This window comes from Aquirufa sp. HETE-40SA (genome assembly GCF_054558635.1).
Window position 1 is genome coordinate 205294 of the sequence record NZ_JBPXKN010000002.1, and the last position, 24494, is coordinate 229787.

Consider the following 24494-nt stretch of genomic DNA (forward strand, 5'->3'; position numbering starts at 1 on the left):
TCGTAATTTTGGAGCGTTAAAACCGCCACATGTTTTCATACACAGAACCAGCTTATGTCCGCGCCTTCATTCAATCTGCCCTCCGGGAAGATATAGGCGAAGGTGATCACACCTCTCTTTCTACAGTGCCAGCAGACGCAGTGGGTACGGCAGAATTAAAAGTGAAAGATCGAGGCGTTCTGGCTGGAGTAGAATTGGCTCAGGCTATATTTACAGAAGTAGATGCCTCATTACAGGTTCAGGTTTTTATCACAGATGGAACCTGGATAGAGCCAGGACAAGTTGTTTTAGAAGTAAGCGGATCCTCTCAATCCATTTTAAGAGCAGAGCGTTTAGTCCTGAATTGCATGCAACGGATGTCTGGAATTGCGACCTATACGCGTTCTTTAGTCAACATTTTAGAAGGAACCCGAGCTAAATTATTAGATACGAGAAAGACGACACCTAATTTCCGTTTGGCAGAAAAATGGGCCTGCAAGATAGGTGGAGCGGTTAATCACCGCTATGGATTGTTCGATATGATCTTGATCAAAGATAATCACGTGGATTTTGCGGGGGGAATTAAAGCAGCTTTAGACAAAGCGTTCAGCTATAATAAGACCTTAGCGAAACCGATTGATGTCATGATCGAGGTGAGAAATGAATCTGAATTAGATGAAGTACTAGCGATAGGCGGAGTAAAACGTATTATGTTAGATAATTTTTCACCGGATCGCCTCCGCGATGCAATTCGCAAAATTAACGGACGGTTCCCTACTGAAGCTTCTGGTGGTATCAACGAAAAAACACTTCGCGCCTATGGCGAAACCGGGGTCGATTATATTTCTGTGGGGGCTTTAACCCACCAGGTAAAAAGTTTAGATTTAAGTCTGAAAGCGAAATGAATTTAACTGAAGAAGCAACTGCAGTGGGCTACATCGCCCGTTCTACCCCGAAAGGAGTTGAATTAATCACTGAAATCCAACGTTTAAAGAAGGAGAAAAATGCGGTGATTTTAGCACACTACTATGTGGATGGTGAAATCCAAGAACTGGCGGATTACGTAGGCGATAGCTTAGGTTTATCCCAGGCGGCAGAGAAAACGGAAGCTGATTTAATCGTCTTCTGTGGCGTTCATTTCATGGGGGAAACGGCGAAAATCTTAAATCCGACAAAGAAAGTAGTAGTACCTGACTTCAACGCAGGTTGTTCCCTAGCAGATTCTGTGCCAGTGGCTGAATTTGCTGCATTAAAAGCGAAGCACCCGAATGCTGTTGTCGTTTCCTATATCAACTGTTCAGCCGATATCAAGGCGATGACGGACATCATTTGTACTTCCTCGAATGCGGTTCAAATCGTCGAATCCATTCCGGCGGATCGCGAAATCATCTTTGCTCCAGACGCGAACTTAGGTCGCTATGTGGCTCACAAGACGGGACGTGAATTGATTCTTTGGGAAGGCGCTTGCATGGTGCACATCGATATCTCATTAGAGAAATTAGCCGTATTAAAACAAGAATACCCGGATGCCTTATTGATCGCGCACCCGGAATGCAAGGAAGTAATTTTAAAAGAAGCGGACTATGTAGGTTCGACGACAGCTCTATTGAAATTCGTGGAAACGTCACCTAATTCCACCTTCATCGTGGCTACAGAGGCGGGCATCTTACACAAGATGAAGCAGTCTGTGCCGCATAAGCACTTGATTCCGGCACCTGCAAACGAGCAAAACACCTGCGCTTGCAGCGAGTGTCCGTATATGAAAATGAATACGCTAGAGAAATTGTACAACGCTTTGTATTACGAATTACCTGAGATCCATTTAGCCGAAGAAACACGCGTTCCAGCCTATAAAGCCTTGAAAGCAATGTTAACTATTTCAGCTTAGTCGTTTAACTCGAAAACGGCTTCGATTTCTACCGGAATATTATCTGGCAAAGTCCCCATTCCCACCGCGGAACGAACGCCTATGCCATTTTCTTCTCCCCAAACTTGGGCGAATAATTCACTACAACCATTGATGACGTAAGGGTGACGCTGAAAATCTTCCGTCGCATTGACCATTCCGAGGACTTTGATGACGCGTTTGATGCGATTCAAGGAACCTAATTGTGCTTTTAAAGTGGCCAAAATCGCTAAACCCACCTGGCGCGCTGCTAATTTACCTTCCTCTATATCTAAGTCTTTTCCGATGCGACCGATGATCAAAGAGCCATCCGTCTGCACGGTACCATGTCCTGAAACATAGTAAAAATGATCTACTTGTAAACCCGGTTTGTAAACCCCTAATGGTTTAGGAGCGGGTGGAAGTGTGAGGCCTAAGGCCGCAAAGTTTTCTTCTGGACTAGTTTTTACCATGTAATTGTCTGATTATTTCGGAGATTAAGCCCGTCCAACCCGTTTGGTGGTTTGCGCCTAATCCTTTTCCGGTATCTCCGTCGAAGTATTCGAAGAAGAGGTGTGAGTCTTTAAAATGGGGATCTTGGAATTTCTTGTATTCACCGTACATCGGCGTTTTACCGTCTTTACCAGGAACGAACATAGCCAGTAAACGTTCGGATACCCCGCGAGCGGCATCTTTAATGTTCATCATTTCCCCAGAATTTGTGGGGAATTCTACCTCGTAATCCGATCCATAATAGTCAGAGAATTTCGATAAGGAATCTAAAATCAAGTAGTTCATCGGGAACCAAATAGGTCCACGCCAGTTCGAATTTCCTCCAAACATATCACCCGTAGATTCTGCTGGTGTATATTCGACCTGCAGCGTCCCCCCCTCATAGGTAAATTGATATGGGTTTTCTTTATGGTATTTTGATAAGGTTCTAATGCCAAAATCTGACAAGAATTCACTCTCATCAAACATCCTTTTCATAATCATCTTCATCCGGTGACCACGCAAAATCGAAAGCAATCGACTTTCTCCTTTTCCCGGTTCATACCAGCGCGAAATCAAATTCGCTAGGTCTGGACGATTAGCTAATACCCATTCCACGCGGCGTTTGAAAGCTGGCAATTTCTCTAACATCTCAGCGGTTAACGTTTCTACGGCAAAGAGTGGAATCAATCCTACCATGGAGCGTACTTTCAATAATTCTGCTGACCCATCCTCCTTATGCAACATATCATAATAGAATTGGTCGTCCTCATCCCAAAGATTCAGATCGCCACCGATCGATTGCATCGCTCCGGCGATGTGTAGGAAGTGCTCAAAAAATTTCGAGGCCATATCTTGGTACACCGGATTTTCAATCGCGATTTCACAGGCTATGCGCAACATATTTAAGCTATACATCGCCATCCAACCCGTTCCGTCTGCTTGCTCTAAGTGCCCACCGGTGGGTAATTTAGCGGAACGATCAAACACACCGATGTTATCCATTCCTAAGAATCCACCCCCAAAAATATTATTTCCTCCTTCATCTTTCAGGTTCACCCACCAGGTGAAGTTCAATAATAACTTATGGAAAATGCGTTCTAAGAAGACCACGTCCCCTTTTCCGCCATTCATTTCTTTGTCGATCTCGTATACTTTCCAGGTTGCCCAGGCATGTACAGGAGGATTAACATCGGAGAAGGACCATTCGTAGGCTGGGATTTGGCCGTTCGGGTGCATGTAATATTCGCGGAGGATAACGGCTAGCTGTCTTTTGGCAAAATCAGGATCTAATCTGGCCAAAGGCAAGGTATGGAACGCTAAATCCCAGGCCGCAAACCAAGGGTACTCCCATTTATCCGGCATCGATAAAATGTTCGCCGCATACATGTGCCTCCAGGTGCTATTTCGTCCATGTTTACGGCTCTCATGCGGTTTAGGCATCGATGGATCTCCCTTAATCCATTCGAACACATTATAGTAATACCACTGTTTCGTCCACAGCATCCCAGCGTATGCTTGGCGCTGAATTGTACGCAGATTCTCGTCCTCAATTCCTTTCTGCAATTCCGCATAGAATTGATCGGCATCGATGATTCGATCTTCGAATATTTGGTCAAAATCAGCGAATGGATCCCTTTGCGTCACATTACTCAAACGCAAACGATAGACTTTCTTTCCTCCCGCCGGAATTTTATCCGTGTATTTTACGGAAGCTTTTGTCCCAATGTGGTTCGGATTGACCGCGTGTTTATTCTTATTTACTACATATTCATTAATCCCGTCTTTCGTAAAATGGGAATTATTGGGGGAGTTATGTAAGCGCTGAAAATTGGTCTCATTGTCACAGAAAAGAAATTCATCCGCATCTTCCGCATACAATTTAAAGCGACCCACCACGCGGTGATCGACTTCGATGAAGGAATTGCCTACACCAGTTAAAAGAGGCTTGTAATTGTATTTCTCGTAACCCCAGCACCAGGTATTGCGATACCAAATGGTAGGCAACACTGTGATGGGCGCCGCCACTTTCGAGCGGTTTTCCACGGTTACTTTAATCAAAATATCTTGTTCGTCTGCCTTCGCATATTCCATTGAAATATCGAAGTATTCATTCGTGTCAAAAATCCCCGTATCCAATAGTTCGTATTCCGGTTCTTTCCGGTTACGCTTTTGCGACTCATCAATCAGTTTCTGGTAGGGAAAAGTATGCTGCGGATATTTGTACAGCATTTTTTGGTAAGAATGCGTAGGCGTCGAATCCAGGTAATAATATAATTCCTTCACGTCCTCCCCGTGATTCGATTCCGCACCAGTTAGACCAAAAAACCGCTCTTTCAAGATGTGATCCCGGTGGTTCCAAAAAGCGAACGCAAAGCAAACATGTTGTTTATTATCAGAAATACCCCCGATTCCTTCTTCACCCCAGCGATAGGCCTTCGAACGAGCCATATCATGTGTAATCGTACCCCACGCATTTCCATGAGCCGAATAATCCTCTCTCACCGTCCCCCATTGACGTTCCGTCAAATAGGGACCCCATTTTTTCCAGCCTTTATTATCGTTTCGTAATTGTAACCGTGCGCGCTCCGCTCCCAATCCTGACATAGTAAATGTTTAATGTATAATTTCTTAACTTAGGTATAAATGCAATGACCAATTTACGTAAATTGCCTCTAAAATCATCCAATTCACTATGAAAAAACTACTCTATTTATGTCTTGTTTTGTCTTTTTTCTCTTGTAAAAAGTCAGATCAACCCTCTTCCGAATTAGCTAAAATCGTGGGCGATTACTACGAAGATCAATTAAAACTCAATCCTACTGCTGCCACAGCAAACGGTGATAATCGCTATAATGATCAATTAAACATCGATTTTACGGATAGTCACCGCGCATTAATCAAAGAATTGCTCGTAAAATATGAAAAATCACTAGCCGCACTTAATCGCGCAGATTTAAATGCAAACGATCAAATCACTTACGATTTATTGACACGCGACATTAAATTAGGTTTAGAAGGATTGACTTACCCTGATAACTTGGCTCCTTTAAACCAATTCTACGGTTTTCACCTCACCTTCGCACAATTAGGTTCAGGTCAAGTCATGCAGCCGTTCAAGACGGTGAAGGATTATGATAACTGGGGCAAGCGAATGAAAAAAGGCGTTGCTTACTTAGATTCATCGATTATTTATTTCCGTAGAGGAATGAAGGAAGGTTATGTATTGCCAAAAGCTTTGGTCGTTAAAATCATTCCACAATTAAGCTCTTTTGCAGTAAAGGATATTAAAGAATCGACTTTTTATGGTCCTTTGAAGCAATTCCCAGCCTCTTTTTCTGAGGCGGATAAAAAACGCATCACAGCAGAATATTCCGCAACGATACAAAACGAAATCTTACCGGTTTATGCTCGCTTAGCTACATTTATTCAAGATGAATACCTACCAAAAGCGCGTACCAGCACAGGTATAAGCGCCATAAAAAATGGAGCAGCTTATTACCAATACTTAATCCGAGTGCTGACAACGACAGACAAACCAGCGGATGAAATCTACCAAACGGGCTTAAGTGAGGTAAAACGTATTCGTACGGAAATGGAGAAAACGAAGAATGCCGTAGGTTTCAAAGGAACCTTAGGTGAATTCTTCGATCACATGAAGACGGATCCTAAATTCTATCCATACAAAACACCAGCAGAGGTTTTAGCTGCATTCCACGCGATTCACAAGAAGATGGAACCATCTTTAAAGACCATGTTTGGACGTGTACCTAAAACACCATTTGAAATACGCCAAACAGAAGCCTTCCGTGCCGCTTCTGCGTCTGCAGAATACTTCCAAGGATCAGAAGACGGAACGCGCCCGGGCATTTTCTATGTGCCTATTTTGGACGCTAAAAAATTCAACTTTACTTCTGGAATGGAAAGTTTATTCTTACACGAAGCGATTCCTGGCCACCATTACCAAATCAGCTTGCAGCAAGAAAATGGCGATTTACCTAAGTTCCGCCGCTTCGGAGGCAACTCAGCTTATGCAGAAGGTTGGGCATTATACACAGAAAGTCTAGGAAAAGAATTAGGTCTTTACACGGATCCATACCAATATATGGGCGCACTAGGCGATGAAATGCACCGCGCTATTCGATTAGTAGTAGATGCTGGAATGCACTCGAAAAACATGACCCGCGAAGAAGCAATTAAGTATATGATGGACAATGAACCATTAAGCGAAGAGGGGACTGTTGCGGAAATCGAGCGTTACATGGCGATCCCTGCGCAAGCATTAAGCTACAAAATCGGTGCCTTAAAGATTCGTGAGATTCGCGATCGCTTGACGAAAGAAATGGGCTCTAAATTCAAGTTATCTGATTTCCATGACGAATTGTTAAAGGATGGAAATATGCCTTTAGACGTTTTGGAAACCAAAATGAATGCTTGGGCGACTTCCGTGAAATAATGAATTTTACGACAACATTCCCCATACCACCAGCACCTTCGCTCTTGAATCACAGGAGCAAGGTGCTGACAATGGGATCTTGCTTCGCAGCCTCGATGGGCGCGCGCTTAAGTAAATTACTACTCGGGGTGATGACACAGCCTTTTGGCACCTTGTTTCATCCATTTGCCATTTCTAGGGCTTTATCAGGGGAGGTTTCCGAGGATTTATATGAACACGGCGGGTATTTTTTGCACCCGGATTACCATTCTATATTCACAGCCTCTTCCTCGTCAGAGTTGATGGCGGACATTCGTTCGGTGGCAACAGAGGTCTCTTCCTTTGTCGGTTCCACTGACTTTTTAATCCTAACCTGGGGAACTTCATTTAGTTATTTTGACAAACATCTAAATAAAACAGTTGCTAACTGCCACAAGATGCCAGTAGAGCGTTTTGAAAAACGACTTTCAACCGTGGATGAGATCGTTTCAAATTTTTGCTCTCTACACTCCACTCTCCCAGCTACGACGCAAGTCGTTCTGACCATTTCCCCCGTTCGTCACACAAAAGAGGGCATGCCTGAGAACCAGGTTTCAAAATCGACACTGCGCGTGGCGGCTGATATGGTTGCTAAACAATTTGAAAACGTTCATTATTTTCCAGCCTATGAGATTATGTTGGATGAATTGCGGGACTATCGCTTTTATGAGGCAGATATGATCCACCCGAACGAGCAAGCGCAAGAATATATATGGGGACGATTTATGTCGACCTATTTCGACCCAGAACTACAGATGATTGCGAAGCGATGGGATTCGATCTACCGGACTTTGGCACACAGACCCCATCCGTCGAAATTATTCGATCACCGTCGTGTTTTAGAAGTGTTATTAGCGGAATTAAATGCCGAAAAATACCAAGAAATAGATACGTGCAAAATCGCCGAATACGTCGCGCATGAAATAAAAAACACCTATATTTGAGGTTTGAAAAGGAAAAGAGATTCATGGGAGAATTAAGCGTAAGCAAAGAGATTATATTAGGTGCCTTAAGTACCGTTCAAGAGCCAGATCTGAAGAAGGATTTAGTGACCTTGAATATGATTAAAGACGTGGAATTAGGCGTAGGGGAAGTTCGTTTCACCGTTGTATTAACAACACCTGCCTGCCCACTAAAAGAGAAGATTAGAAAAGATTGCGAGGATGCGATTCACAACTTAGTGCATCCAGACTTAAAAATCGTCATCAATATGACAGCTGAGGTAACTTCACTTACCTCGAAAGATCCATTAATTCCTGGCGTTAAAAATGTGATTGCCATTGCCTCCGGAAAAGGTGGCGTAGGAAAATCTACCGTAACGGCGAACTTAGCCATGGCCTTGAAAAATGCTGGGGCGAAAGTGGGTATTTTAGACGCAGACATTTCTGGACCTTCGATTCCCGTGATGTTTGGCGCAGAAGATTTGCAGCCTCTAGTAACAGAGGTAGACGGCAAGAATCGCATTCAACCGATCATGCAATATGGCATTAAGATGATCTCGATGGGTTTTTTAGCTCCGAGCGAAAGTCCTGTGCCGTGGAGAGGACCAATGATGACGCAGGCTTTGCGTCAGTTTTTTGGAGATACAAACTGGGACGAATTAGACTATTTACTAATCGACCTCCCTCCCGGAACCTCTGATATCCACTTAACTTTAGTTCAGCTAATCAAACTTACTGGTGCAGTAATCGTAACGACACCTCAAAAAGTCGCCCTATCTGATGCTACTAAAGGTTTAGCCTTCTTTAAACAAGCCGGCATCAACGTACCTTTATTAGGATTAGTTGAAAATATGGCCTATTTCACTCCGGCTGAATTGCCTGAAAACAAATACTATTTGTTTGGCAAGGATGGCGGAAAGCAATTAGCCGAAAAATATGCGGTTCCTTTCTTAGGGGAGGTTCCATTAATTCAAGCTATTCGCGAAGCGGGTGACGATGGAAAGCCCATTGCTTCAACTGAAGGCCCTAGTGCTGATGCTTTTGCTAGCATCGCCGCCAATTTAGCCCAACAAGTTGCTATCTCGAACGCAAATAATCAAGCCTCTTAATATGGAAAATCACCCACTACATGCTCGTATTCAAACAGCGCTAGACAGTATTCGACCCTATTTAGTGGCAGACGGAGGCAATGTGGAAGTTGTTGAAATCACTCCCGATAATGTACTTAAACTAGCATTAACGGGCAATTGCCAATCCTGCAATATGTCCACCATGACGTTTAGAGCAGGCGTAGAAGAGGCCATCCGCAGAGATGTCCCAGAAATAACAGCAGTAGAAGAAGTAAAACCCTAAAAGGCACATGATGCGGATAGGAATATTTTTTGGCGGCCCCGCGCGTGAACGGGAAATCAGTTTTTTAGGAGGCAAAACAGCGATGGCCCACCTGAACAAGGCCTTGTTTCAACCTATCCCCGTTTTCGTGGATAGTTTAGGGAACTTCATCTTGATCAAGGAAGAACTCATTTTTGAGGAGTCTATTCGCTCTTTTTACCCCCCGCAACGACTTCAAACAGCTCCTTTCAACGTCTACATCGAATCTTTGCCAGATGCAGATGCAACTGCACTTTTACAAGAGGTCGGAACGATTATCCAACCAGCTGAATTTTCGAAGCACTTTGACTTTGCCTTCATCGCGATGCACGGTCCAGGCGCTGAAGACGGCAGTATTCAAGGGCTTTTAGAATGGTATAACATTCCTTATTCAGGCCCAGGTCTTTTAGGCTCGGCCATCGGTATTGATAAGGCGAAGCAAAACGAATGGCTACAGAAATCGGTAGGCCTGGAGAAGAAATTCTTTGTTTTGCAGCGTGATGATTATAACAAGTATGGTCGCGAAACTCTTTTCGAGCAAGTAAAGAAAGAAATCGGTATCCCTTTTGTGGCCAAAGCCCCACACCAAGGATCCTCCATCGGCCTTGCCTTTGTGAAGGAAGATTCACTCGAAGTCTTCGATAAAGCCATCAAAAAGTGTCTTTTTATCGAGGAAATTTACCGGGAAGAGTGGATTAAATTAGACGATGAGGCACAGGTAACTTTATTACAAAAAATGGTCAACCTAGACGAAGGAATCGGATTCCCAGTCGTGTTCCAAAAACAAGTTTACCACCACCCCGCAGACCTTTTAGAATCCCTTCGAGAATACTTCACGCATACCGTTACAAAAGCTAGCATCCAATCCATTCACTCGGAGGATGCCATCTTATTGGAATCCTTCGTGAACGGAAACGAATTCAGCTGCGGCGTGATCCAAACACCAGCTGGAGAAGCGGTGGCACTCCCTCCCACCGAAATCGTCATAGACGAATCAGTAGAAGTGTTTGATTTTAATGCCAAATACAAATCGAAATTAACCCGCAAACGCATCCCCATGCACGCCAGTCTAGCTCACCTCCAAGTGATCCAAGCACAGGTAAAACAAGCGTTTGAAGACTTGGGATTTGGGGTTTGCACCCGCATCGACGGATTCCTAGACACTAATGGTGTGGTCGTTTTACACGATCCTAACACCATTCCAGGTATGTCACCTAGCTCATTAATCTTCAAGCAAATGGCCGAAATCGGGCTGAACGTGACAGATTCTTTGACCTACTTCATTCGTCAATCCATCCGCGAGCGTTTAAGAACCGGCAAAAACTACTTTGTCTTATGCCAGCAATTAAAAGGCTTAGATGAGGCAATTGCAGCCTCCTTGCAAGCCAAAGCTGCAAAAGAAGTCCAAGTTTTAGAGATTAGTGGCTCAAATGATGAAGCATTAGAAGCTAGCTTCCAAGCCATCAAGTCTCAAGCAGCAGAACTAGCTGCTCTTGGAACGGAGAACGTCCGTGTTTGTACTCCTTTGGAAATCGAAGAAGGCGAAACATTACTTGCCTTGCACGTCGCTCATTTAAGTAAAGATACGGCCAAAGAAATGTTAGAAGCGATCAAAACGGGAGTTCATCCCTTGATTGCACACACTAGAGAGGCAGCTATCGACATCACTAAATTTTATACGAATGTCTAGTACAGAACTTAACCCATTGCAATACCCGATAGGGAAATACAAACAGCCTGAGGTCATTACTCCTGAGATTAGAGCTGCTTGGATTAAAACAATCGCAACGACTGCTGACGATTTAACTGCGCTATTAAAGGGTGTTGATGAAACGTTATTAGAGAAACCTTACCGCGAAGGCGGCTGGTCAGCTCGCAAAGTAATCCACCATTTAATGGATAGCCACATGAACAGCTACATCCGTTTCAAAATGGCCCTAACGGAAGACAACCCCACTATTAAACCTTACAGCGAAGACGATTGGGCTTCTATGCCAGACGGCAATCAAGCACCTATCGCTTGGTCCATCGAAGGATTGCGCTACGTACATTTACGCTGGGTATACTTAATGGAAACGATGAAAGAGTCCGATTGGAAGAAAACCTATTTGCACCCTGAACGCGGAATAACGTATCAGCTCGATAAGGTTTTGGGGATTTATGCGTGGCATTGTGAGCATCACCTTCGTCATATTGCTTCGGTTCTTTAGAGTAGAGATAAGAGAGTATAGAGTAGAGATTTCTTTTTAAAGAATAAAGCACTCTTTTAAAGCATAAAGCACAAAGAATAAAGCATAGAGTTTGAATCGCCTGCGGCGATGCATTTAGAATAAAATATAATAGGGGCAAAAGCCCCTATTTTTATGCGTTAGACACGTTAGCTCTCCAGATAAAAAACGGGTTAAAAATCTAAGAAATCATTCCGCAGGACGATTTCTGGATTTTAAAGCCGCTTTTTTATTCCATGGCGCCGTCGTATTCACTGCCATCTGCACCGCTAACGCAATCATCAACAGCGTAAAAAGTATTAAAACCCAGCGAAAGATTTTTTGGTTCTTGTTCATAGTTGATGAGAAATAATGCCGGAGCCTTTGGTGATTTCTGACCAGGAATTAAGACCTGGGAAGTGCAAAGATACACAACCGGCGGTTTCCATTTGGATCATCTCACCGGTTAAATAAGAAGCTAGATAGGAAATAGACGGATTATGAGCTACTAGATAAAGAATAGGCTCAGTTCGCTTTGTGATTTCATTTAAATAATCGGGGCAGCTGGAGATATACCAAAATTCTGAGAACTCGAATTCTGAGAAGGGCTTACCTAGTAATTCGGCCGTTTCGCGTGTGCGAATGGCATCGGAAATCAACCAAAATCCTGCCGGAAATTGCTTCAAATGCATCCATTCTCCTAATAGAAGTGCTTCTTCAATACCTCTTTCCGAGAGATGGCGACCCTTATCGTCAGCGGTATGTGGGCCCGCATGAGCGTGGCGAATGAGTATGAGTTCCATTATTCGAAATCTGCTGCGGTTAATAAGGGGTATTTGCCTGATTTGTGTTCGGCACCCATTTTTACATAATGCGGTGGTCCGAATTTCAATCGATTAATTTGGTCTTCATTTAGGGTCTTCACGACTTTAGCGGGAGTTCCTAAAACGAGGGAATAGTCAGGGATTTCCATTCCTTCAGTAACTAAGGCATGTGCGCCAATGAGGCAATATTTGCCTACTTTGGCCCTATTTAAAATCGTTGCTTGCATACCTATTAAGCTCCCCTCGCCTATTTCAGCACCATGTACTATCGCTCCATGACCAACCGTTACATTAGGCCCGATAATGGTTTTATCGCCCTCATCTGCATGCAAAACGGCATTATCCTGGATATTGCAGCCTTCTCCTAAATGTATTTCCTCCACATCTGCCCGAATCACAGCGCCATACCAAACTGATACATCCTTGGAAATAAATACACGGCCCATTACGCTGGCCGTCGGTGCAATAAAAATCGCCATATGCTTTTTATTTTATTGGCCAAATATACCTTAAATTGCGAATCGATGAAAGAATTCTACGAATTTGGGCTTTGGCAAAAACAAGATCATATCGCTTCTATAGGTTGTGGGTATGGCTGGTGGGAAGTGGGATTATGCATGCATTATCCTGTAGCGCATTTAGCACTGGTGGATCCGCTGGTAAATGAAGAGGATATACAAGATAGCATTGACTATTTCTCAGAGAAAACGGGTTTAGCCTGGAAGACAGAAATGGAGGTAAATCCAGCGAAGCTTGAAAGAAAAAATCAAATCTGGATATTTAATGCCTGGCATGAGTTCGAGAACCGAACAGAAATGCTGGCGAAAATATTCAATGCCTTAACCGACGGCGGTACCGTCATCATCGAAGAAGAAGTCTCCAAAATAGAGCGATTACAACACGATGGATGTGGGAAAGACTTATTTTTCGAAACAGAAATCATTGAAGAATTCGAGCGTATAGGACTTCACCATGTGGCCACAGAAATGAAAGACGAAGTAGCCGTTTACCTCAAATTCCGAAAATGAAAGTCGTTTTTTAGCTTAAATAAAATCCTTTTCGCAAATTTGCAGCGGAATTAATCAGACATGTCAACAATCGAACGTCCCTTTATTATCGGTATCACCGGAGGTAGTGCCTCAGGTAAAACCCTCTTTTTAAGTCGATTAATGGAGCAGTTCCAGACGGATGACATTTGCCTTTTGTCCCAGGATAATTATTACCGGCCCATCGAACACCAAACCAAAGATCACAACGGAATTGAGAACTTCGATCTTCCAGGGGCCATTGATGACAAAGCTTTTGCAGCTGACATCGAACGTTTACGGAATGGAGAGGTAGTCAGTCGTGTCGAATACACCTTTAATAACACGGAGAAAGTGCCTGACATGTTGCATTTTCATCCGCGTAAAATCCTGGTGGTAGAGGGAATTTTTGTGTTTCACTTCCCGGAGGTGGCCCAACTTTTGGACCTCAAAATATTCATCGACGCACAAGATAAAATTAAATTAAAGCGCAGAATCAAACGTGATAATGAAGAGCGCGGATACGATTTACAGGATGTAATGTACCGCTGGAAATACCACGTAAAACCGACTTACGAGGAATACATTCGTCCTCACAAACGTAGCTGCGATATCGTGATCCCGAACAACCACCACTTCGAAAAAGGACTGGATGTAATCGTTTCTTACCTAAAGAATCAGATCTAGGTTATAGTGCAAACCTTTGTTTTCCTGTTGTGCCCGCGCGTGTTTGATAATCAAATAGGCCACATTAATCATATTTCTTAATTCGCATAAAGGCACTGTGATTTTCGATTGACGGTACAATTCCTCATGCTCTAAATAGATTAATTCCAAACGATCGTAGGCTCGTTTCAAACGGCGATCCGTCCGAACAATTCCCACGTAATTTGACATGATTGACTCAAGCTCACGAGTCATCTCTGTTACTAAGACCATCTCCTCCGGATGACGTGTGCCATCATCATTCCAAGAAGGAATGCCTTCCGGCAAGACCTGCGTGCCGTACTCGGAAACCGATTTTTCGAATGCGCGGTGTGCATAAACGATCGCTTCCAAGAGAGAATTAGATGCCAAACGATTTGCTCCATGCAAGCCCGTAAACGAACATTCGCCAGCGGCATACAAGTTTTCTATATTGGTTTGGCTATATTCATTCACAATAATTCCGCCACATAAATAATGCTGTGCGGGAACGACTGGAATCATATCTTTGGACATATCGATGCCTAACACCTGCAAGCAGTGGTTATAAATCATCGGGAAATGCTGCAAAATTTCTTCTTTCGGAATGTGACGGGTATCCAAGAATACATGGTCCGTTCCATTCTTTTTCATCTCTGAATCGATCGCTCGAGCCACAATATCCCGAGGGGCTAAAGACAGTCGCGCATCGTATTTCTCCATGAAAGTAGACCCGTCTTGATTCTTCAAAATTCCCCCGTGACCACGTACCGCTTCCGAAATTAAGAACGATGGTTTCTTACCTGGATTAAATAAGGCTGTAGGGTGAAATTGAATGAATTCCATTCCTTGAACAAAGGCTTTCGCCCGATAGGCCATCGCGATTCCGTCCCCAGTCGCAATCGTGGGATTCGTTGTCGATTGATAGACTTGACCGATTCCACCCGTCGCAAGAAGCGTGGTTTTTCCTAAAAAAGTTTCAATTTTATTCGTCTTGAGGTTCAAAACATAGACCCCAAAACACTTCTTACCCGGCGTATCTTTCGTCACTTTCTCCCCTAAATGGTGCTGGGTAATTAAATCTACGGCGAAATAATGTGTGAAAAAATCAACCGAAGGATAGGATTTAACTTTTGCTAATAATGCCCTTTCTATTTCATTTCCAGTCGAATCCTTGTGGTGCAAAATGCGCTTATCCGAGTGGCCTCCTTCTTTAACCAAATCAAAACTACCATCTGCTTGGCGATCAAATTCCGTGCCATATTCGATCAATTCCTTGAGGCGTTCTGGCGCCTCTTTTACCACGATTTCCACCACTTTGCGATCACTCACAAAGTCCCCCGCCACCATCGTATCGTCGATATGTTTTTCGAATGAATCCGCTGTATCCCAAACGGTTGCAATTCCACCTTGCGCGTATTTTGTATTCGTTTCTTCTGCAACGGTCTTCGTTATCAAAGCAATTTTGATAGGAATTTGGCGTTGCTGAAAATAGTCCGCCACCTTTACCGTGTAGGATAATCCTGCAATTCCAGAACCGATGACAATGAAGTCGTATGTAGGCATAGGATATGAATAAGGTATGCAAATTAATCAAAAAGAGCCTTCAAACCGAAATGTGGACTTTATTTTGTACTTTTGCGCCTGTAAATTATATAAACCCTTAAAAATCAATTTATAACAAATGGAACAATCGCCTAATAACAATTCAAAAACTGCCCTAATTGTCTTAGCTGTGCTAACGGCAGTATTGGGAGTTTTGTACTTCCGTTCGTATCAAACGACGAAAGACCAAGCTACACAAATTGAACAAAAAGCAACTGAACTAGCTAATACACGTACTTCTTTAGATTCAATCTCTACTCAATTAGATGCTAAAATCGCTGAAATCAAATCTTTAGGTGGTCAAGTAGCTGACTTAGAAGCTTTGAAAGCACAATTAGAACAAGATAAAGCTTCTTTAAAAAGTTCAAATAGAGCTTCTATTGCCTCTTATGAAGCGAAGATCAAAGAATACAATGCCGTGTTGACCACAAAGGATGGCGAAATCGTTGAGTTGAAAAAGCAAAACGGGATTTTAACAGAAAACAACCAAACGTTAACAACTCAGAATACAACGTTAAATACAGAGAATTCTGGATTAAAAAACCAAAACAAAACGTTAGCTGATACACTAACTTCGGTAAGCGAAAAGAACAAAGAATTAGCCCGCAAAGTTAGCATTGCAGCTGCTTTGAAAGCGCAAAATGTGAAAGTGTTAGCGGTTAATGCAAAAGGAAAAGAGACTGAAAGAACTCGTTTGAATGGAAAGAAAATCGAGAAACTGAAGGTGGTTTTTAGCTTAGCAACGAACCCTATAACGAAGTTAGAAAACAAGACCGTTTACATTCGTGTGTTAGACTCTGAAGGCGCTACTTTATCGGATGAAGCGATCGGTTCTGGCCGTATGACTCAAAATGGAAAAGAGTTAGCCTACACGACTAAGCAAACATTTGAATATACAAATGATGGCCAAACAGTAGCCGTTACCTACCCTCGTGGTCCAGTGGTATACAAGCCTGGTAAGTATTCTGTTGAATTATATGCAGAAGGTTTCCAAATAGGAACAGGCGCATTTGAGGTTAAATAATCTCTACTAAAAAAATTAAAATGGGCCATCCGAAAGGGTGGCCTTTTTTATTTCTTCTTCTGCCAAAAGAAGGTATTGAAACCCTTATTGTAAAGTAAGCTGGCTCCTAAAGTTTGATTGATTTGATACGAGTTAAACGAGCCTAAGATAGTGGTCTGTACATTTCGATTATACGTCTTTAGACGCAAACTGCCATCCGGTTTCACAAACCATTCTAGCGCCCAATCCCCCAATAATATTTGAGGACTTGTTTGATTTCGAGCATCGGTAAATCCACCACTACGGGTTATACGCAAGCGATCATTAAAGTTATAAGAAGCACGTAACTGTAAATTCGAAAGTATATCTTGGTTCAAGGCACCACCGCCTAAAGAGACCGAAATATCTAGGTCTTTGTTGATTTTAGAGGCCAAATTACTTAACTGATTAGATAGCATCTCCGTAAAATTCCCCATCAAATTCCCCAAGGCCAAACCGCTTCCCCCAAAAGGAGAAACCAATTGCCCAAACAACAAGATATTACTCACCTGACGTGTTAACTCCTGATCATCTGTTTTAATCCGATTCGTGAAAGCAGTCACCGCCCCATTCAAGGTCATGTCCTTCGGATAATCCCGAATTCCTATATCAAAATTGACCCGAGGAGACAATAATCGATCTTGTAAACTAATGGTCACATCTACCGGATAACGACGCTTAAACTCCGGCAAATTACCCTTATTCGTCGTATCTAACAAGATGGGAAACAAGGAGGCATACTGAGTATAAATGGCCTTGATATTCACGTTAGCCTCTAATGGATCACCCGTCCACGAGATCCTAGAACCGCGTTGAATGGCGAATTTTTTATTAATCAAGTTTTGAAGAGTAAAGGTATAATCTCCTTGGTCAATGGCATAGTCACCCACCATTTTAAAGGCTCCTTTTTTATCCAAATTCATCTTGATATCACCCGCTCCATACATGCGCATTACGTCGCCTTTCTTAGCATCAAACTGCACCTCACCGTAAGCCTCCGGTGTCAAAGCTAAACGCAAGTCAAGTGTTATTCCATCTTCCTGCAATTTCGTGGATACAGCAGCAGCGGCTACCGCTACATCCGCATCTGTTAATTCACTAACAAAACTATAATCTTCCGCCTCTGTTGCATCCTCCTCCCGATCTAAAGGAATGAATAACCTTGTCCCTTTTTCGGTCTTTAAATCTGCCGAAACGATCAAGTTGTCCACTGATCCAGATACCCGCATAGGACCAGACGCATAACCTAAACCATAATAAATCGAACTAGGCCCTCTACTCGTATTTAAGAGTTTATAATGATCAAGGTTTGCCTGAATGTCTAGTTCAAAGGGTTTCCCCTCAGGAAACTGAAGCGTCGTATTGACTAAGGCTTTATTGCCTTCCGTATCTAAGACTTTCCAATTTTTGGCAAAAATCTTTCGCGGAGTAAAGCTCACTGTATCCGATACAGACATCGATGTTTTCAAATAATCAAACACTGCTCCCGCTTTCAAAAACACGATATCTCCGGTTATCTCCGGTTTCGTCGGCAATCCTCCTATATGCAAATTACCCGATGCAGACCCCTTCAAGTCGGAGAAAACACCTTCTGTAAATGGCTCCAAAATCTGTAAATCCGTCTGATTTAACTCGGTCTCCATATTCAACTTTTGCTCCTCCTCATAAGGAAGATACGTTCCAGTTAATGACAAGACAGATTCCCCAAGGCGGTTTAAATTAAGATTTAAATCCATCTTTTTATCATCTGCCAAATAGGTCCCCACACCCTGTAAATTCCCAATATAAAACTTGTTTAAACGTAAAGAATCCACTAATATCCAGGAATCTAAACGTGTATTTTTGTACCAATCTTGAATGGCAATTTCACCGTTTAATTCCCCGGTCGTCTTAGTAGCAAACAAGGGTTTTAACGTGGATAATTGGAAATGATTTGCACGTAATTTGATGGTCTCTGTCGTATCATTCGAAAGACTTCCTTGCAGGGAAATAGATTGATTTTGGTTAGCCACCAAAACGCGATCTGCTTTCCATTCCTGGCCTTGAATGGTGATTTTGTTCGCAGGTTCCATGGCCCAATCTTGACCTAAAATACGGAAATAGGTATCCTTGAATTTCAAGGATAACCCCTCGTCCTCAAAGGCCCAAGCACCGGCTAAATGCGCCGAGTTCTCTTCTCCTTGCTGTTTAAAATCAAGACCAAAATTGATGCGATTTTGATCCCAAAGCGCATCTAATTTGAAATTCTCTGTAGGAGTTAAGAAATTCAATTGTTGTTTTCTAGAGGAAAAAACAAGACTAGAAGATACTTCAGGAGCACCTAAGAATTTCGAACTTTGGAAAGAAAATACGGATTGATAGAAGCGGTATCCACCAAAAACCAAGGTGTCTGGGTAAGCTTCTAAGCTAACAGAAAGTGTTCTCCCTTTCGATATATTTCCAGAGAATACGGTATTTTCCCCGATCTGAACCGATGGAAAAAAACGAGCCAAAATTGGATCTGCCCGGTGGCATATAACAGTAAAATCGGCCTTGTATTTTGTTTCAATTTCATGGCGACGAGTGGCATAATAACCCCAGCGCTCGTCAGCTCCTTTTTGGAAATAAAGAGCATATTCATTCGTTAATTGTCCTAGTTGGGCTTGTAAAACACTCGGGGTAAACTCTCCACTAATTTCAGCGGAAATGAGGTCTGAAGTTAACTTATAATGGCGCTTTTCACCAGGTCCATTTTCAGAAGTAAGCGTCACTAATTCGACATGCAAATCAGGCTTATCAGGGGTTTGCAAAGTTGAATTATAAAACACGGTGCGACCCTCTAAATCATCAAAATGATCCCCCTTAAAATCTAATTCAAAATCAGTAGACAAGCTCAACTGAGGATCCAGCAAATGGATGTTATGCAGATTCGCATGGGTGATTTCACCTTGCATTTGATACACAGGCTTGGAAGTACGTAAGTCAATTAATCCTGACATAGTGGCAACTAAATTTGTGTCTTTCGAGCTTACATCTCCCTTGAATAATTGCTTTTGAAAATTCCCTTTTAAGCTAATTTTGTGGTAGAGGTATTTGTTGAAAAAGATTTCTGACACCTTGCCATCAAAATCAATATTAGCCGATTTCTTTGCAAAGCCACTTCCTTTCAAACTTCCTTCTGCATCTAAAGTCCCTAATACAGACTCCAAACCCAAAAGCTTACCCAGCTTAAATTTCTGCAATTTGATCTTCCCATCGTAACGCGAAAAGGCCATTGAGTCTTTCAAATTCATTTTGACATCCGCCTCTACATACCCTAGTCCCGTCTTCAATTTACCGGCTGTCCTAAATACTTTATTGTTCCCTTTGAATAGTCCATCGAAGGCTACAGGGCCTAAAATAACCATATTTTCTGCAGCTGGCTTGGTAATATAGGTCCCTAAATCCTGAGGATAAAATAACGACGAACGCATGGTAAAATCCATCTCCGTCTTATCCACATTCGGCAAACCTTTGAAATTAAAATCCCCGCGCAAGACACTCTTCGAGCCGAAGCCTAATTCAAATTTTTTCAAATCCAGTTTCGCTACTGTACCACTCAGTGCACCCTTCAGACGATACATTCCCTTGTATTCATACATCGCCTCCACAAAGCGCCCTAAATCTTCCCCTTTCACCTGCGCACCATTGAAATCCGCTTGCATATCCACGTCCGTAATCCAACGTGTCATCGAGCGCATGTCGCGGTAATTCACCACAAATTTACGTGTCACACGGGAGTCATTAAAACGCAAATCCAATTGATCAAAGCGCATTTGGTGATCCGAAATCATAAACTTGGTGTCCAGACTTTTTACGTCAAAACCTGTCAAAGGATCCTTTGTCCGCAAACCAATCGCTTGAAGTCCTAGTGTATCGTTTTTGATGTAAAAATTCTTGACTTTGGAATAAACCTTCGCTAAGGTAAAGTGCGAAATATCGAAATGACGGCGAGTCGCTTCACTCTTCACCGTGTTATCATCTAATGAAAAAGCCCCATCAATCACCTCGGCTTCCGGTATGGTAAAAATCGACGATGGACCCTTTTTTGTTGCTTTTACTCCACCCGTAATCCAATTTTCGAGACGCAAAATAAACTCCTCGATGTTCATTTTACCCGTCTTCTTTTCGAATATCAAATGTACATTTGGGCGTGTCAAACGAGCATAATCAAGACTAGGTTTGCCCGGCTGAAGAAATAAATGTGTAATGCTAAAATTTACATCCAACTGATCGATTTGAATCATTTTAGCACCCCAAGGGTCTTTTACCTCCAAGCCTTTGATACTGACCTCATCGAAAAACTTGACCTGGATACCCTGCATTTTAACGGGATAGCCGATCGCCTTTTCGACTTTAGGTGTTAAATAATTGGCTAGTAAGGTTTGGTTAACGGGAGCTCTGAGGAGAAGAATGGTTGCAAAAATCATCAAAAAAATCCCCAGCAACCCGTAGAGGATTGTTTTGACGAAGATTTTGAGATATTTGACCATATTGCCGTATTTTTGCGCAGAATTCTATTCTTATGAAGCTACTGGCTATTGAATCTTCTTGTGATGAAACTTCGGCTGCCGTCATGGTGGACGGCGTTTTGAAGTCTAACATCATCTCGACACAACTCATCCATACGGAATGGGGTGGCGTCGTTCCCGAATTAGCCAGCAGAGCTCATCAAAAATCGATCATCCCTGTCGTGACAGAGGCCCTGCAAAAAGCAAATATAAACAAAAATGAACTGAATGCCATTGCCTTCACAAGGGGTCCTGGGCTTTTAGGAGCTTTATTAATCGGCACCTCATTTGCGAAATCGCTGGCACTTAGCCTAAACATTCCCTTAATCGAAGTAAATCATATGCAGGCGCACGTTTTGGCGCATTTTATTGAGGATCCCAAGCCCTCTTTTCCCTTCCTTTGCCTTACCGTGAGTGGCGGCCACACGCAATTGGTTTGGGTAAAATCGGCACTCGACATGGAGGTCATTGGCGAAACGCAGGATGATGCCGTGGGTGAAGCCTTTGACAAAACTGCAAAACTGATCGGACTACCTTATCCAGGTGGCCCATTAATTGATAAGTTGGCCAAAGAGGGTAACCCCGACCGCTTCCCCTTCTCACTAGGTGAAATGCCCGGCTTGAACTTTAGCTTCTCTGGCATCAAAACCGCCATTTTATATTTCCTCCAAAAAGAGGTCAAAAATAACCCCAACTTCATCGAAGAAAACAAAGCAGACATCTGCGCCTCCGTCCAAAAAACCCTCATCGACATGCTCCTTCGCAAAACGAAAAAAGCGATGAAGGAAATGAACTGCACCCAAATCGCCATCGCCGGCGGCGTTTCTGCCAACTCAGGTTTGCGCACACGACTTCAAGAGATGGGCACTGAAATGGGTTGGGAGGTTTTCATCCCAGCCTTCAGTTACTGCACGGATAACGCGGGAATGATCGCCATGGCGGGGCATTTTAAAGCAGAAGCGGGGGAGTTTTGTGGGCAGGATGTGAGTCCGTTAGCGAGGTATGCGCTGTAGGAGAGTATAGAGTAGAGAGTATAGAGTAGAGATGATTCATCTCCTATCTTCTCTTCTCTATTATCTCTAATCTCCTCTCTGTACTCTCTTATCTCTATTCTATACTCTATACTCTCTACTCTTTAATCTGTTTAAGCGCATTCCAAAACTCCATCTTCAGCGTCTTATCCGCATCCGTCAGCGACGAAATATAGCGTGGAAAGAAATAGACTAATTTGGATTCGATCGTATCGATTTCGGTGGTAGGCAACTCCCCTTGCCAAACAGCTGGTTGCTGACCGATAAAGATATAGCGTTTTGCGCTCGTCTCTTTCAGGAATTCAGTAAAGCTTGGTTCTTCGTCCGAAGGCGTGTAGACTGACCAATCAGCGGGTCCTAACACTAAAGGAGGGGCAGAGAAAATGAGTTTTAAACGAGCTAGTTCGGCTTCGGCGATTTGGCCTACAACGACCCAAGGAGTGGAGACCTTAGGCTTAACTGCCGCAATAGCTTCCTCCACCATAACAACAGCAGGGGATTCCGCTAGCTGCGCCTCTGACTTATCCTGCGGGACCCAATAGATCTCGTCGAATTTGTACAAATCAGCTAATGAAATCCCCTCCATTTTGATGGTTTATGCTAATGAACCTCTTAACACACAAGCCTCGCGGTCTGGACCTGTCGAGATGAAGTTAATAGGTAGGTTCAAGTGTTTTTCTAAGAATTTGATGTAATCCGCTAGTTCTACTGGCAATTCGTTAAAATCGCGCATGCCTTCTAGGCTACAAGCCCAACCCTTTAAAGTTTCGTACACCGGCTTTACTTTGATGTCGGTGATCTCGAAAGGGATTTGGTCTGTAATCGAACCGTCCGGCATTTCGTAAGCCGTACACACTTGAATCTCGTCAAAGATATTCAAAACGTCCGCCTTCATCATGATTAATTGAGTTACCCCATTAATCATCATGGCGTATTTCAAGGCTGGCAAATCGATCCAACCACAACGGCGCGGACGACCAGTTGTCGAACCGAATTCACGGCCCTCCACCCGCATGCGCTCGCCTACTTCGTCTTCTAATTCCGTAGGGAATGGGCCAGAACCTACGCGAGTCGCATAGGCTTTGAAGATACCGAAAACCTCACCGATGTTTTTAGGCGCCACACCTAAACCGGTACAAGCACCCGCGGTAATTGTATTTGATGAAGTTACAAATGGATAAGAACCGAAGTCTACGTCCAAAAGTGAACCTTGTGCGCCCTCAGCTAGGATCGTTTTCCCTGCGTCGATGGCGTGGTTCACAGAATATTCTGAATCCACTAAGTGGAATTCTTTCATGAAAGCAACGGCTTCGAAGAATTCTTTCTCCGCTGCCGCTAAATCGTATTCAAATTTATATACGTCCAAAATCGCTTTGTGGCGATCAACTAATGCGTTGTATTTGGCAGAAAAATCAGGTGAAATCATATCTCCTACACGTAATCCCTGGCGAGAGATTTTATCCGTATAAGTAGGACCGATTCCTTTCAAAGTAGAACCGATTTTTGCATCCCCTTTTGCCTTTTCGTATGCCGCGTCTAATAAACGGTGGGTAGGCAAGATGATGGATGCTTTCTTCGAGATCTCTAAGTTCTTGCGTAAGTCTAGGTTGAAATGCGCTAAACCGTCAATTTCTTTTTTGAAGATGATGGGATCCAAAACCACCCCGTTACCGATGATGTTTTGAACTTCTTGGCGGAAAATTCCAGATGGAATTTGATGCAAAACGTGCTTAAATCCGTCGAATTCTAAGGTGTGACCCGCGTTAGGTCCGCCTTGAAAACGCGCAACTACTTGATACTTGGGTGCTAGAACGTCTACGATCTTTCCTTTTCCTTCATCACCCCATTGTAAGCCTAATAATACATCAACTGCCATAATATTGTTTTATTCTTGATTTCTTGCTTGGTAATTTGCTCGGTGTTCACAATTCTTGTTCGTACAAGAACCGTAAAAAATAAGGGAATGGTGCATTACATTGAATTGCAGCATTTCGCCTACTAAACTTTGGATGGTTTGTACGCGAGGATCACAAAATTCCGTGACTTTGTGGCAATCGGTACAGATTAAATGATCGTGTTGACGACGTCCATAGGACTTCTCGAATTGTGCTTGGTTGCGACCAAACTGGTGTTTCACCACTAAATCGCATTCCACTAACACATCGAGCGTATTGTAAACGGTAGCCCTAGATACTTGGTATTTCTTGTTTTTCATGGAGATGTACAACTCCTCCACATCAAAGTGATCGTCCCGTAAATAGATCTCTTCCAGGATCGCAAAGCGTTCCGGAGTCTTCCGCAAACCCTTGTTTTCCAGGTAGGCAGTGAAGATCTTTTTTACTGAATCGAGTTTATCTAATTCTTGGGACATTTATGGAAAAAAAACGACGTAAAATAAGCAAAAA

The 24494-nt window shown here is 43.0% G+C and carries 22 protein-coding genes; 12 read left to right on the plus strand and 10 right to left on the minus strand.

Going from position 1 to position 24494, the window contains the following annotated elements; all coding sequences use genetic code 11:
• Positions 1-29: 29 nt before the first annotated feature.
• Both nadC and nadA read left to right on the plus strand, forming a co-directional pair.
• Positions 30-884, plus strand: coding sequence for a carboxylating nicotinate-nucleotide diphosphorylase (gene nadC / locus ACRZ9O_RS06215; protein WP_459457410.1), 855 nt, complete (start codon positions 30-32; stop codon positions 882-884).
• Positions 881-1867 (plus strand): quinolinate synthase NadA, encoded by a 987-nt coding sequence (gene nadA / locus ACRZ9O_RS06220; RefSeq protein WP_459457412.1) that lies wholly within the window; start codon positions 881-883, stop codon positions 1865-1867. Before nadC ends, nadA begins: the two co-directional genes overlap by 4 nt.
• Here nadA and ACRZ9O_RS06225 read toward each other — a convergent pair.
• Both ACRZ9O_RS06225 and ACRZ9O_RS06230 read right to left on the minus strand, forming a co-directional pair.
• A complete protein-coding gene (locus ACRZ9O_RS06225) occupies positions 1864-2337 on the minus strand; it encodes a RidA family protein (protein WP_459457414.1) in 474 nt (157 codons plus the stop codon). The genes nadA and ACRZ9O_RS06225 overlap by 4 nt on opposite strands.
• Complete coding sequence (locus tag ACRZ9O_RS06230) at positions 2324-4963, minus strand: MGH1-like glycoside hydrolase domain-containing protein (protein ID WP_459457416.1); 2640 nt, start codon at positions 4961-4963, stop codon at positions 2324-2326. Before ACRZ9O_RS06230 ends, ACRZ9O_RS06225 begins: the two co-directional genes overlap by 14 nt.
• An 88-nt stretch (positions 4964-5051) precedes the next feature.
• Between ACRZ9O_RS06230 and ACRZ9O_RS06235 the strand changes: the two genes are divergently transcribed.
• From ACRZ9O_RS06235 to ACRZ9O_RS06260, 6 genes are read left to right on the plus strand one after another with little or no spacing between them, the layout of a single operon-like run.
• Entirely contained in the window at positions 5052-6812 is a 1761-nt protein-coding gene (locus ACRZ9O_RS06235; protein ID WP_459457418.1) for a DUF885 domain-containing protein, read from the plus strand.
• A complete protein-coding gene (locus ACRZ9O_RS06240; protein ID WP_459457420.1) occupies positions 6812-7774 on the plus strand; it encodes a GSCFA domain-containing protein in 963 nt (320 codons plus the stop codon). Before ACRZ9O_RS06235 ends, ACRZ9O_RS06240 begins: the two co-directional genes overlap by 1 nt.
• Positions 7775-7797: 23 nt before the next feature.
• Complete coding sequence (locus ACRZ9O_RS06245; protein WP_459457422.1) at positions 7798-8880, plus strand: Mrp/NBP35 family ATP-binding protein; 1083 nt, start codon at positions 7798-7800, stop codon at positions 8878-8880.
• Position 8881: 1 nt separating this feature from the next.
• Positions 8882-9124 (plus strand): NifU family protein, encoded by a 243-nt coding sequence (locus tag ACRZ9O_RS06250; protein ID WP_395618640.1) that lies wholly within the window; start codon positions 8882-8884, stop codon positions 9122-9124.
• A gap of 7 nt (positions 9125-9131) precedes the next feature.
• The gene (locus ACRZ9O_RS06255; RefSeq protein ID WP_459457425.1) at positions 9132-10832 is read left to right on the plus strand and encodes a D-alanine--D-alanine ligase family protein; all 1701 of its coding nucleotides are present in this window, start codon (positions 9132-9134) and stop codon (positions 10830-10832) included.
• On the plus strand, positions 10825-11352 hold the full coding sequence (locus ACRZ9O_RS06260) for a YfiT family bacillithiol transferase (RefSeq protein WP_459457427.1): 528 nt from the start codon (positions 10825-10827) through the stop codon (positions 11350-11352). The genes ACRZ9O_RS06255 and ACRZ9O_RS06260 overlap by 8 nt, the downstream gene beginning before the upstream one ends.
• Before the next feature lie 207 nt (positions 11353-11559).
• Here ACRZ9O_RS06260 and ACRZ9O_RS06265 read toward each other — a convergent pair whose 3' ends face one another.
• The 3 genes from ACRZ9O_RS06265 to ACRZ9O_RS06275 are packed head-to-tail and all read right to left on the minus strand — an operon-like array spanning position 11560 to position 12652.
• Positions 11560-11706 carry a hypothetical protein gene (locus tag ACRZ9O_RS06265; RefSeq protein WP_459457429.1) on the minus strand — a complete coding sequence of 49 codons (147 nt, stop codon included), beginning with the start codon at positions 11704-11706 and terminating at the stop codon, positions 11560-11562.
• Complete coding sequence (locus ACRZ9O_RS06270; RefSeq protein ID WP_459457431.1) at positions 11703-12152, minus strand: SixA phosphatase family protein; 450 nt, start codon at positions 12150-12152, stop codon at positions 11703-11705. Before ACRZ9O_RS06270 ends, ACRZ9O_RS06265 begins: the two co-directional genes overlap by 4 nt.
• Positions 12152-12652: a gamma carbonic anhydrase family protein gene (locus ACRZ9O_RS06275; protein ID WP_459457432.1), complete on the minus strand. Its 501-nt coding sequence runs from the start codon at positions 12650-12652 to the stop codon at positions 12152-12154. Before ACRZ9O_RS06275 ends, ACRZ9O_RS06270 begins: the two co-directional genes overlap by 1 nt.
• A gap of 45 nt (positions 12653-12697) precedes the next feature.
• Between ACRZ9O_RS06275 and ACRZ9O_RS06280 the strand changes: the two genes are divergently transcribed.
• Together ACRZ9O_RS06280 and udk are read left to right on the plus strand one after the other, a co-directional pair.
• Positions 12698-13201, plus strand: a complete 504-nt coding sequence (locus ACRZ9O_RS06280; protein WP_459457434.1) for a hypothetical protein — start codon at positions 12698-12700, stop codon at positions 13199-13201.
• 60 nt (positions 13202-13261) lie between these two features.
• Entirely contained in the window at positions 13262-13885 is a 624-nt protein-coding gene (gene udk, locus ACRZ9O_RS06285) for a uridine kinase (RefSeq protein ID WP_459457436.1), read from the plus strand.
• On the opposite strand, the gene nadB is transcribed toward udk, so the two are convergent.
• A complete protein-coding gene (gene nadB / locus ACRZ9O_RS06290; protein WP_459457438.1) occupies positions 13868-15448 on the minus strand; it encodes an L-aspartate oxidase in 1581 nt (526 codons plus the stop codon). The two genes, udk and nadB, sit on opposite strands and share 18 nt — an antisense overlap.
• 118 nt (positions 15449-15566) lie before the next feature.
• On the opposite strand from nadB, the gene ACRZ9O_RS06295 reads away from it, so the two are divergent.
• Positions 15567-16511 (plus strand): hypothetical protein, encoded by a 945-nt coding sequence (locus ACRZ9O_RS06295; RefSeq protein ID WP_459457440.1) that lies wholly within the window; start codon positions 15567-15569, stop codon positions 16509-16511.
• A 47-nt stretch (positions 16512-16558) separates the two neighbouring features.
• On the opposite strand, the gene ACRZ9O_RS06300 is transcribed toward ACRZ9O_RS06295, so the two are convergent.
• A complete protein-coding gene (locus tag ACRZ9O_RS06300; protein ID WP_459457442.1) occupies positions 16559-21040 on the minus strand; it encodes a translocation/assembly module TamB domain-containing protein in 4482 nt (1493 codons plus the stop codon).
• 32 nt (positions 21041-21072) lie between these two features.
• Here ACRZ9O_RS06300 and tsaD point away from each other — a divergent pair, with 32 nt between their 5' ends.
• Complete coding sequence (gene tsaD, locus ACRZ9O_RS06305; protein WP_459457444.1) at positions 21073-22071, plus strand: tRNA (adenosine(37)-N6)-threonylcarbamoyltransferase complex transferase subunit TsaD; 999 nt, start codon at positions 21073-21075, stop codon at positions 22069-22071.
• Positions 22072-22186: 115 nt separating this feature from the next.
• Here tsaD and ACRZ9O_RS06310 read toward each other — a convergent pair whose 3' ends face one another.
• From ACRZ9O_RS06310 to ACRZ9O_RS06320, 3 genes are read right to left on the minus strand one after another with little or no spacing between them, the layout of a single operon-like run.
• Positions 22187-22675, minus strand: a complete 489-nt coding sequence (locus ACRZ9O_RS06310) for a hypothetical protein (RefSeq protein WP_459457446.1) — start codon at positions 22673-22675, stop codon at positions 22187-22189.
• A gap of 9 nt (positions 22676-22684) precedes the next feature.
• Positions 22685-23965 (minus strand): adenylosuccinate synthase, encoded by a 1281-nt coding sequence (locus ACRZ9O_RS06315; RefSeq protein WP_459457448.1) that lies wholly within the window; start codon positions 23963-23965, stop codon positions 22685-22687.
• Between the two features lie 9 nt (positions 23966-23974).
• Positions 23975-24460 (minus strand): Fur family transcriptional regulator, encoded by a 486-nt coding sequence (locus ACRZ9O_RS06320; protein ID WP_130895069.1) that lies wholly within the window; start codon positions 24458-24460, stop codon positions 23975-23977.
• Positions 24461-24494: the final 34 nt, after the last annotated feature.

Coding starts and splice junctions, on each gene's coding strand:
- ACRZ9O_RS06315 (WP_459457448.1), bottom strand. CDS start 23,965: ATGGCAGTTGATGTATTATTAGGCTTACAATGGGGTGATGAAGGAAAA.
- ACRZ9O_RS06225 (WP_459457414.1), bottom strand. CDS start 2,337: ATGGTAAAAACTAGTCCAGAAGAAAACTTTGCGGCCTTAGGCCTCACA.
- ACRZ9O_RS06275 (WP_459457432.1), bottom strand. CDS start 12,652: ATGGCGATTTTTATTGCACCGACGGCCAGCGTAATGGGCCGTGTATTT.
- ACRZ9O_RS06235 (WP_459457418.1), top strand. CDS start 5,052: ATGAAAAAACTACTCTATTTATGTCTTGTTTTGTCTTTTTTCTCTTGT.
- ACRZ9O_RS06245 (WP_459457422.1), top strand. CDS start 7,798: ATGGGAGAATTAAGCGTAAGCAAAGAGATTATATTAGGTGCCTTAAGT.
- ACRZ9O_RS06270 (WP_459457431.1), bottom strand. CDS start 12,152: ATGGAACTCATACTCATTCGCCACGCTCATGCGGGCCCACATACCGCT.
- ACRZ9O_RS06310 (WP_459457446.1), bottom strand. CDS start 22,675: ATGGAGGGGATTTCATTAGCTGATTTGTACAAATTCGACGAGATCTAT.
- ACRZ9O_RS06280 (WP_459457434.1), top strand. CDS start 12,698: ATGAAAGAATTCTACGAATTTGGGCTTTGGCAAAAACAAGATCATATC.
- ACRZ9O_RS06300 (WP_459457442.1), bottom strand. CDS start 21,040: ATGGTCAAATATCTCAAAATCTTCGTCAAAACAATCCTCTACGGGTTG.
- nadB (WP_459457438.1), bottom strand. CDS start 15,448: ATGCCTACATACGACTTCATTGTCATCGGTTCTGGAATTGCAGGATTA.
- nadA (WP_459457412.1), top strand. CDS start 881: ATGAATTTAACTGAAGAAGCAACTGCAGTGGGCTACATCGCCCGTTCT.
- ACRZ9O_RS06320 (WP_130895069.1), bottom strand. CDS start 24,460: ATGTCCCAAGAATTAGATAAACTCGATTCAGTAAAAAAGATCTTCACT.
- ACRZ9O_RS06260 (WP_459457427.1), top strand. CDS start 10,825: ATGTCTAGTACAGAACTTAACCCATTGCAATACCCGATAGGGAAATAC.
- ACRZ9O_RS06255 (WP_459457425.1), top strand. CDS start 9,132: ATGATGCGGATAGGAATATTTTTTGGCGGCCCCGCGCGTGAACGGGAA.
- tsaD (WP_459457444.1), top strand. CDS start 21,073: ATGAAGCTACTGGCTATTGAATCTTCTTGTGATGAAACTTCGGCTGCC.
- ACRZ9O_RS06250 (WP_395618640.1), top strand. CDS start 8,882: ATGGAAAATCACCCACTACATGCTCGTATTCAAACAGCGCTAGACAGT.
- ACRZ9O_RS06295 (WP_459457440.1), top strand. CDS start 15,567: ATGGAACAATCGCCTAATAACAATTCAAAAACTGCCCTAATTGTCTTA.
- ACRZ9O_RS06240 (WP_459457420.1), top strand. CDS start 6,812: ATGAATTTTACGACAACATTCCCCATACCACCAGCACCTTCGCTCTTG.
- udk (WP_459457436.1), top strand. CDS start 13,262: ATGTCAACAATCGAACGTCCCTTTATTATCGGTATCACCGGAGGTAGT.
- ACRZ9O_RS06230 (WP_459457416.1), bottom strand. CDS start 4,963: ATGTCAGGATTGGGAGCGGAGCGCGCACGGTTACAATTACGAAACGAT.
- ACRZ9O_RS06265 (WP_459457429.1), bottom strand. CDS start 11,706: ATGAACAAGAACCAAAAAATCTTTCGCTGGGTTTTAATACTTTTTACG.
- nadC (WP_459457410.1), top strand. CDS start 30: ATGTTTTCATACACAGAACCAGCTTATGTCCGCGCCTTCATTCAATCT.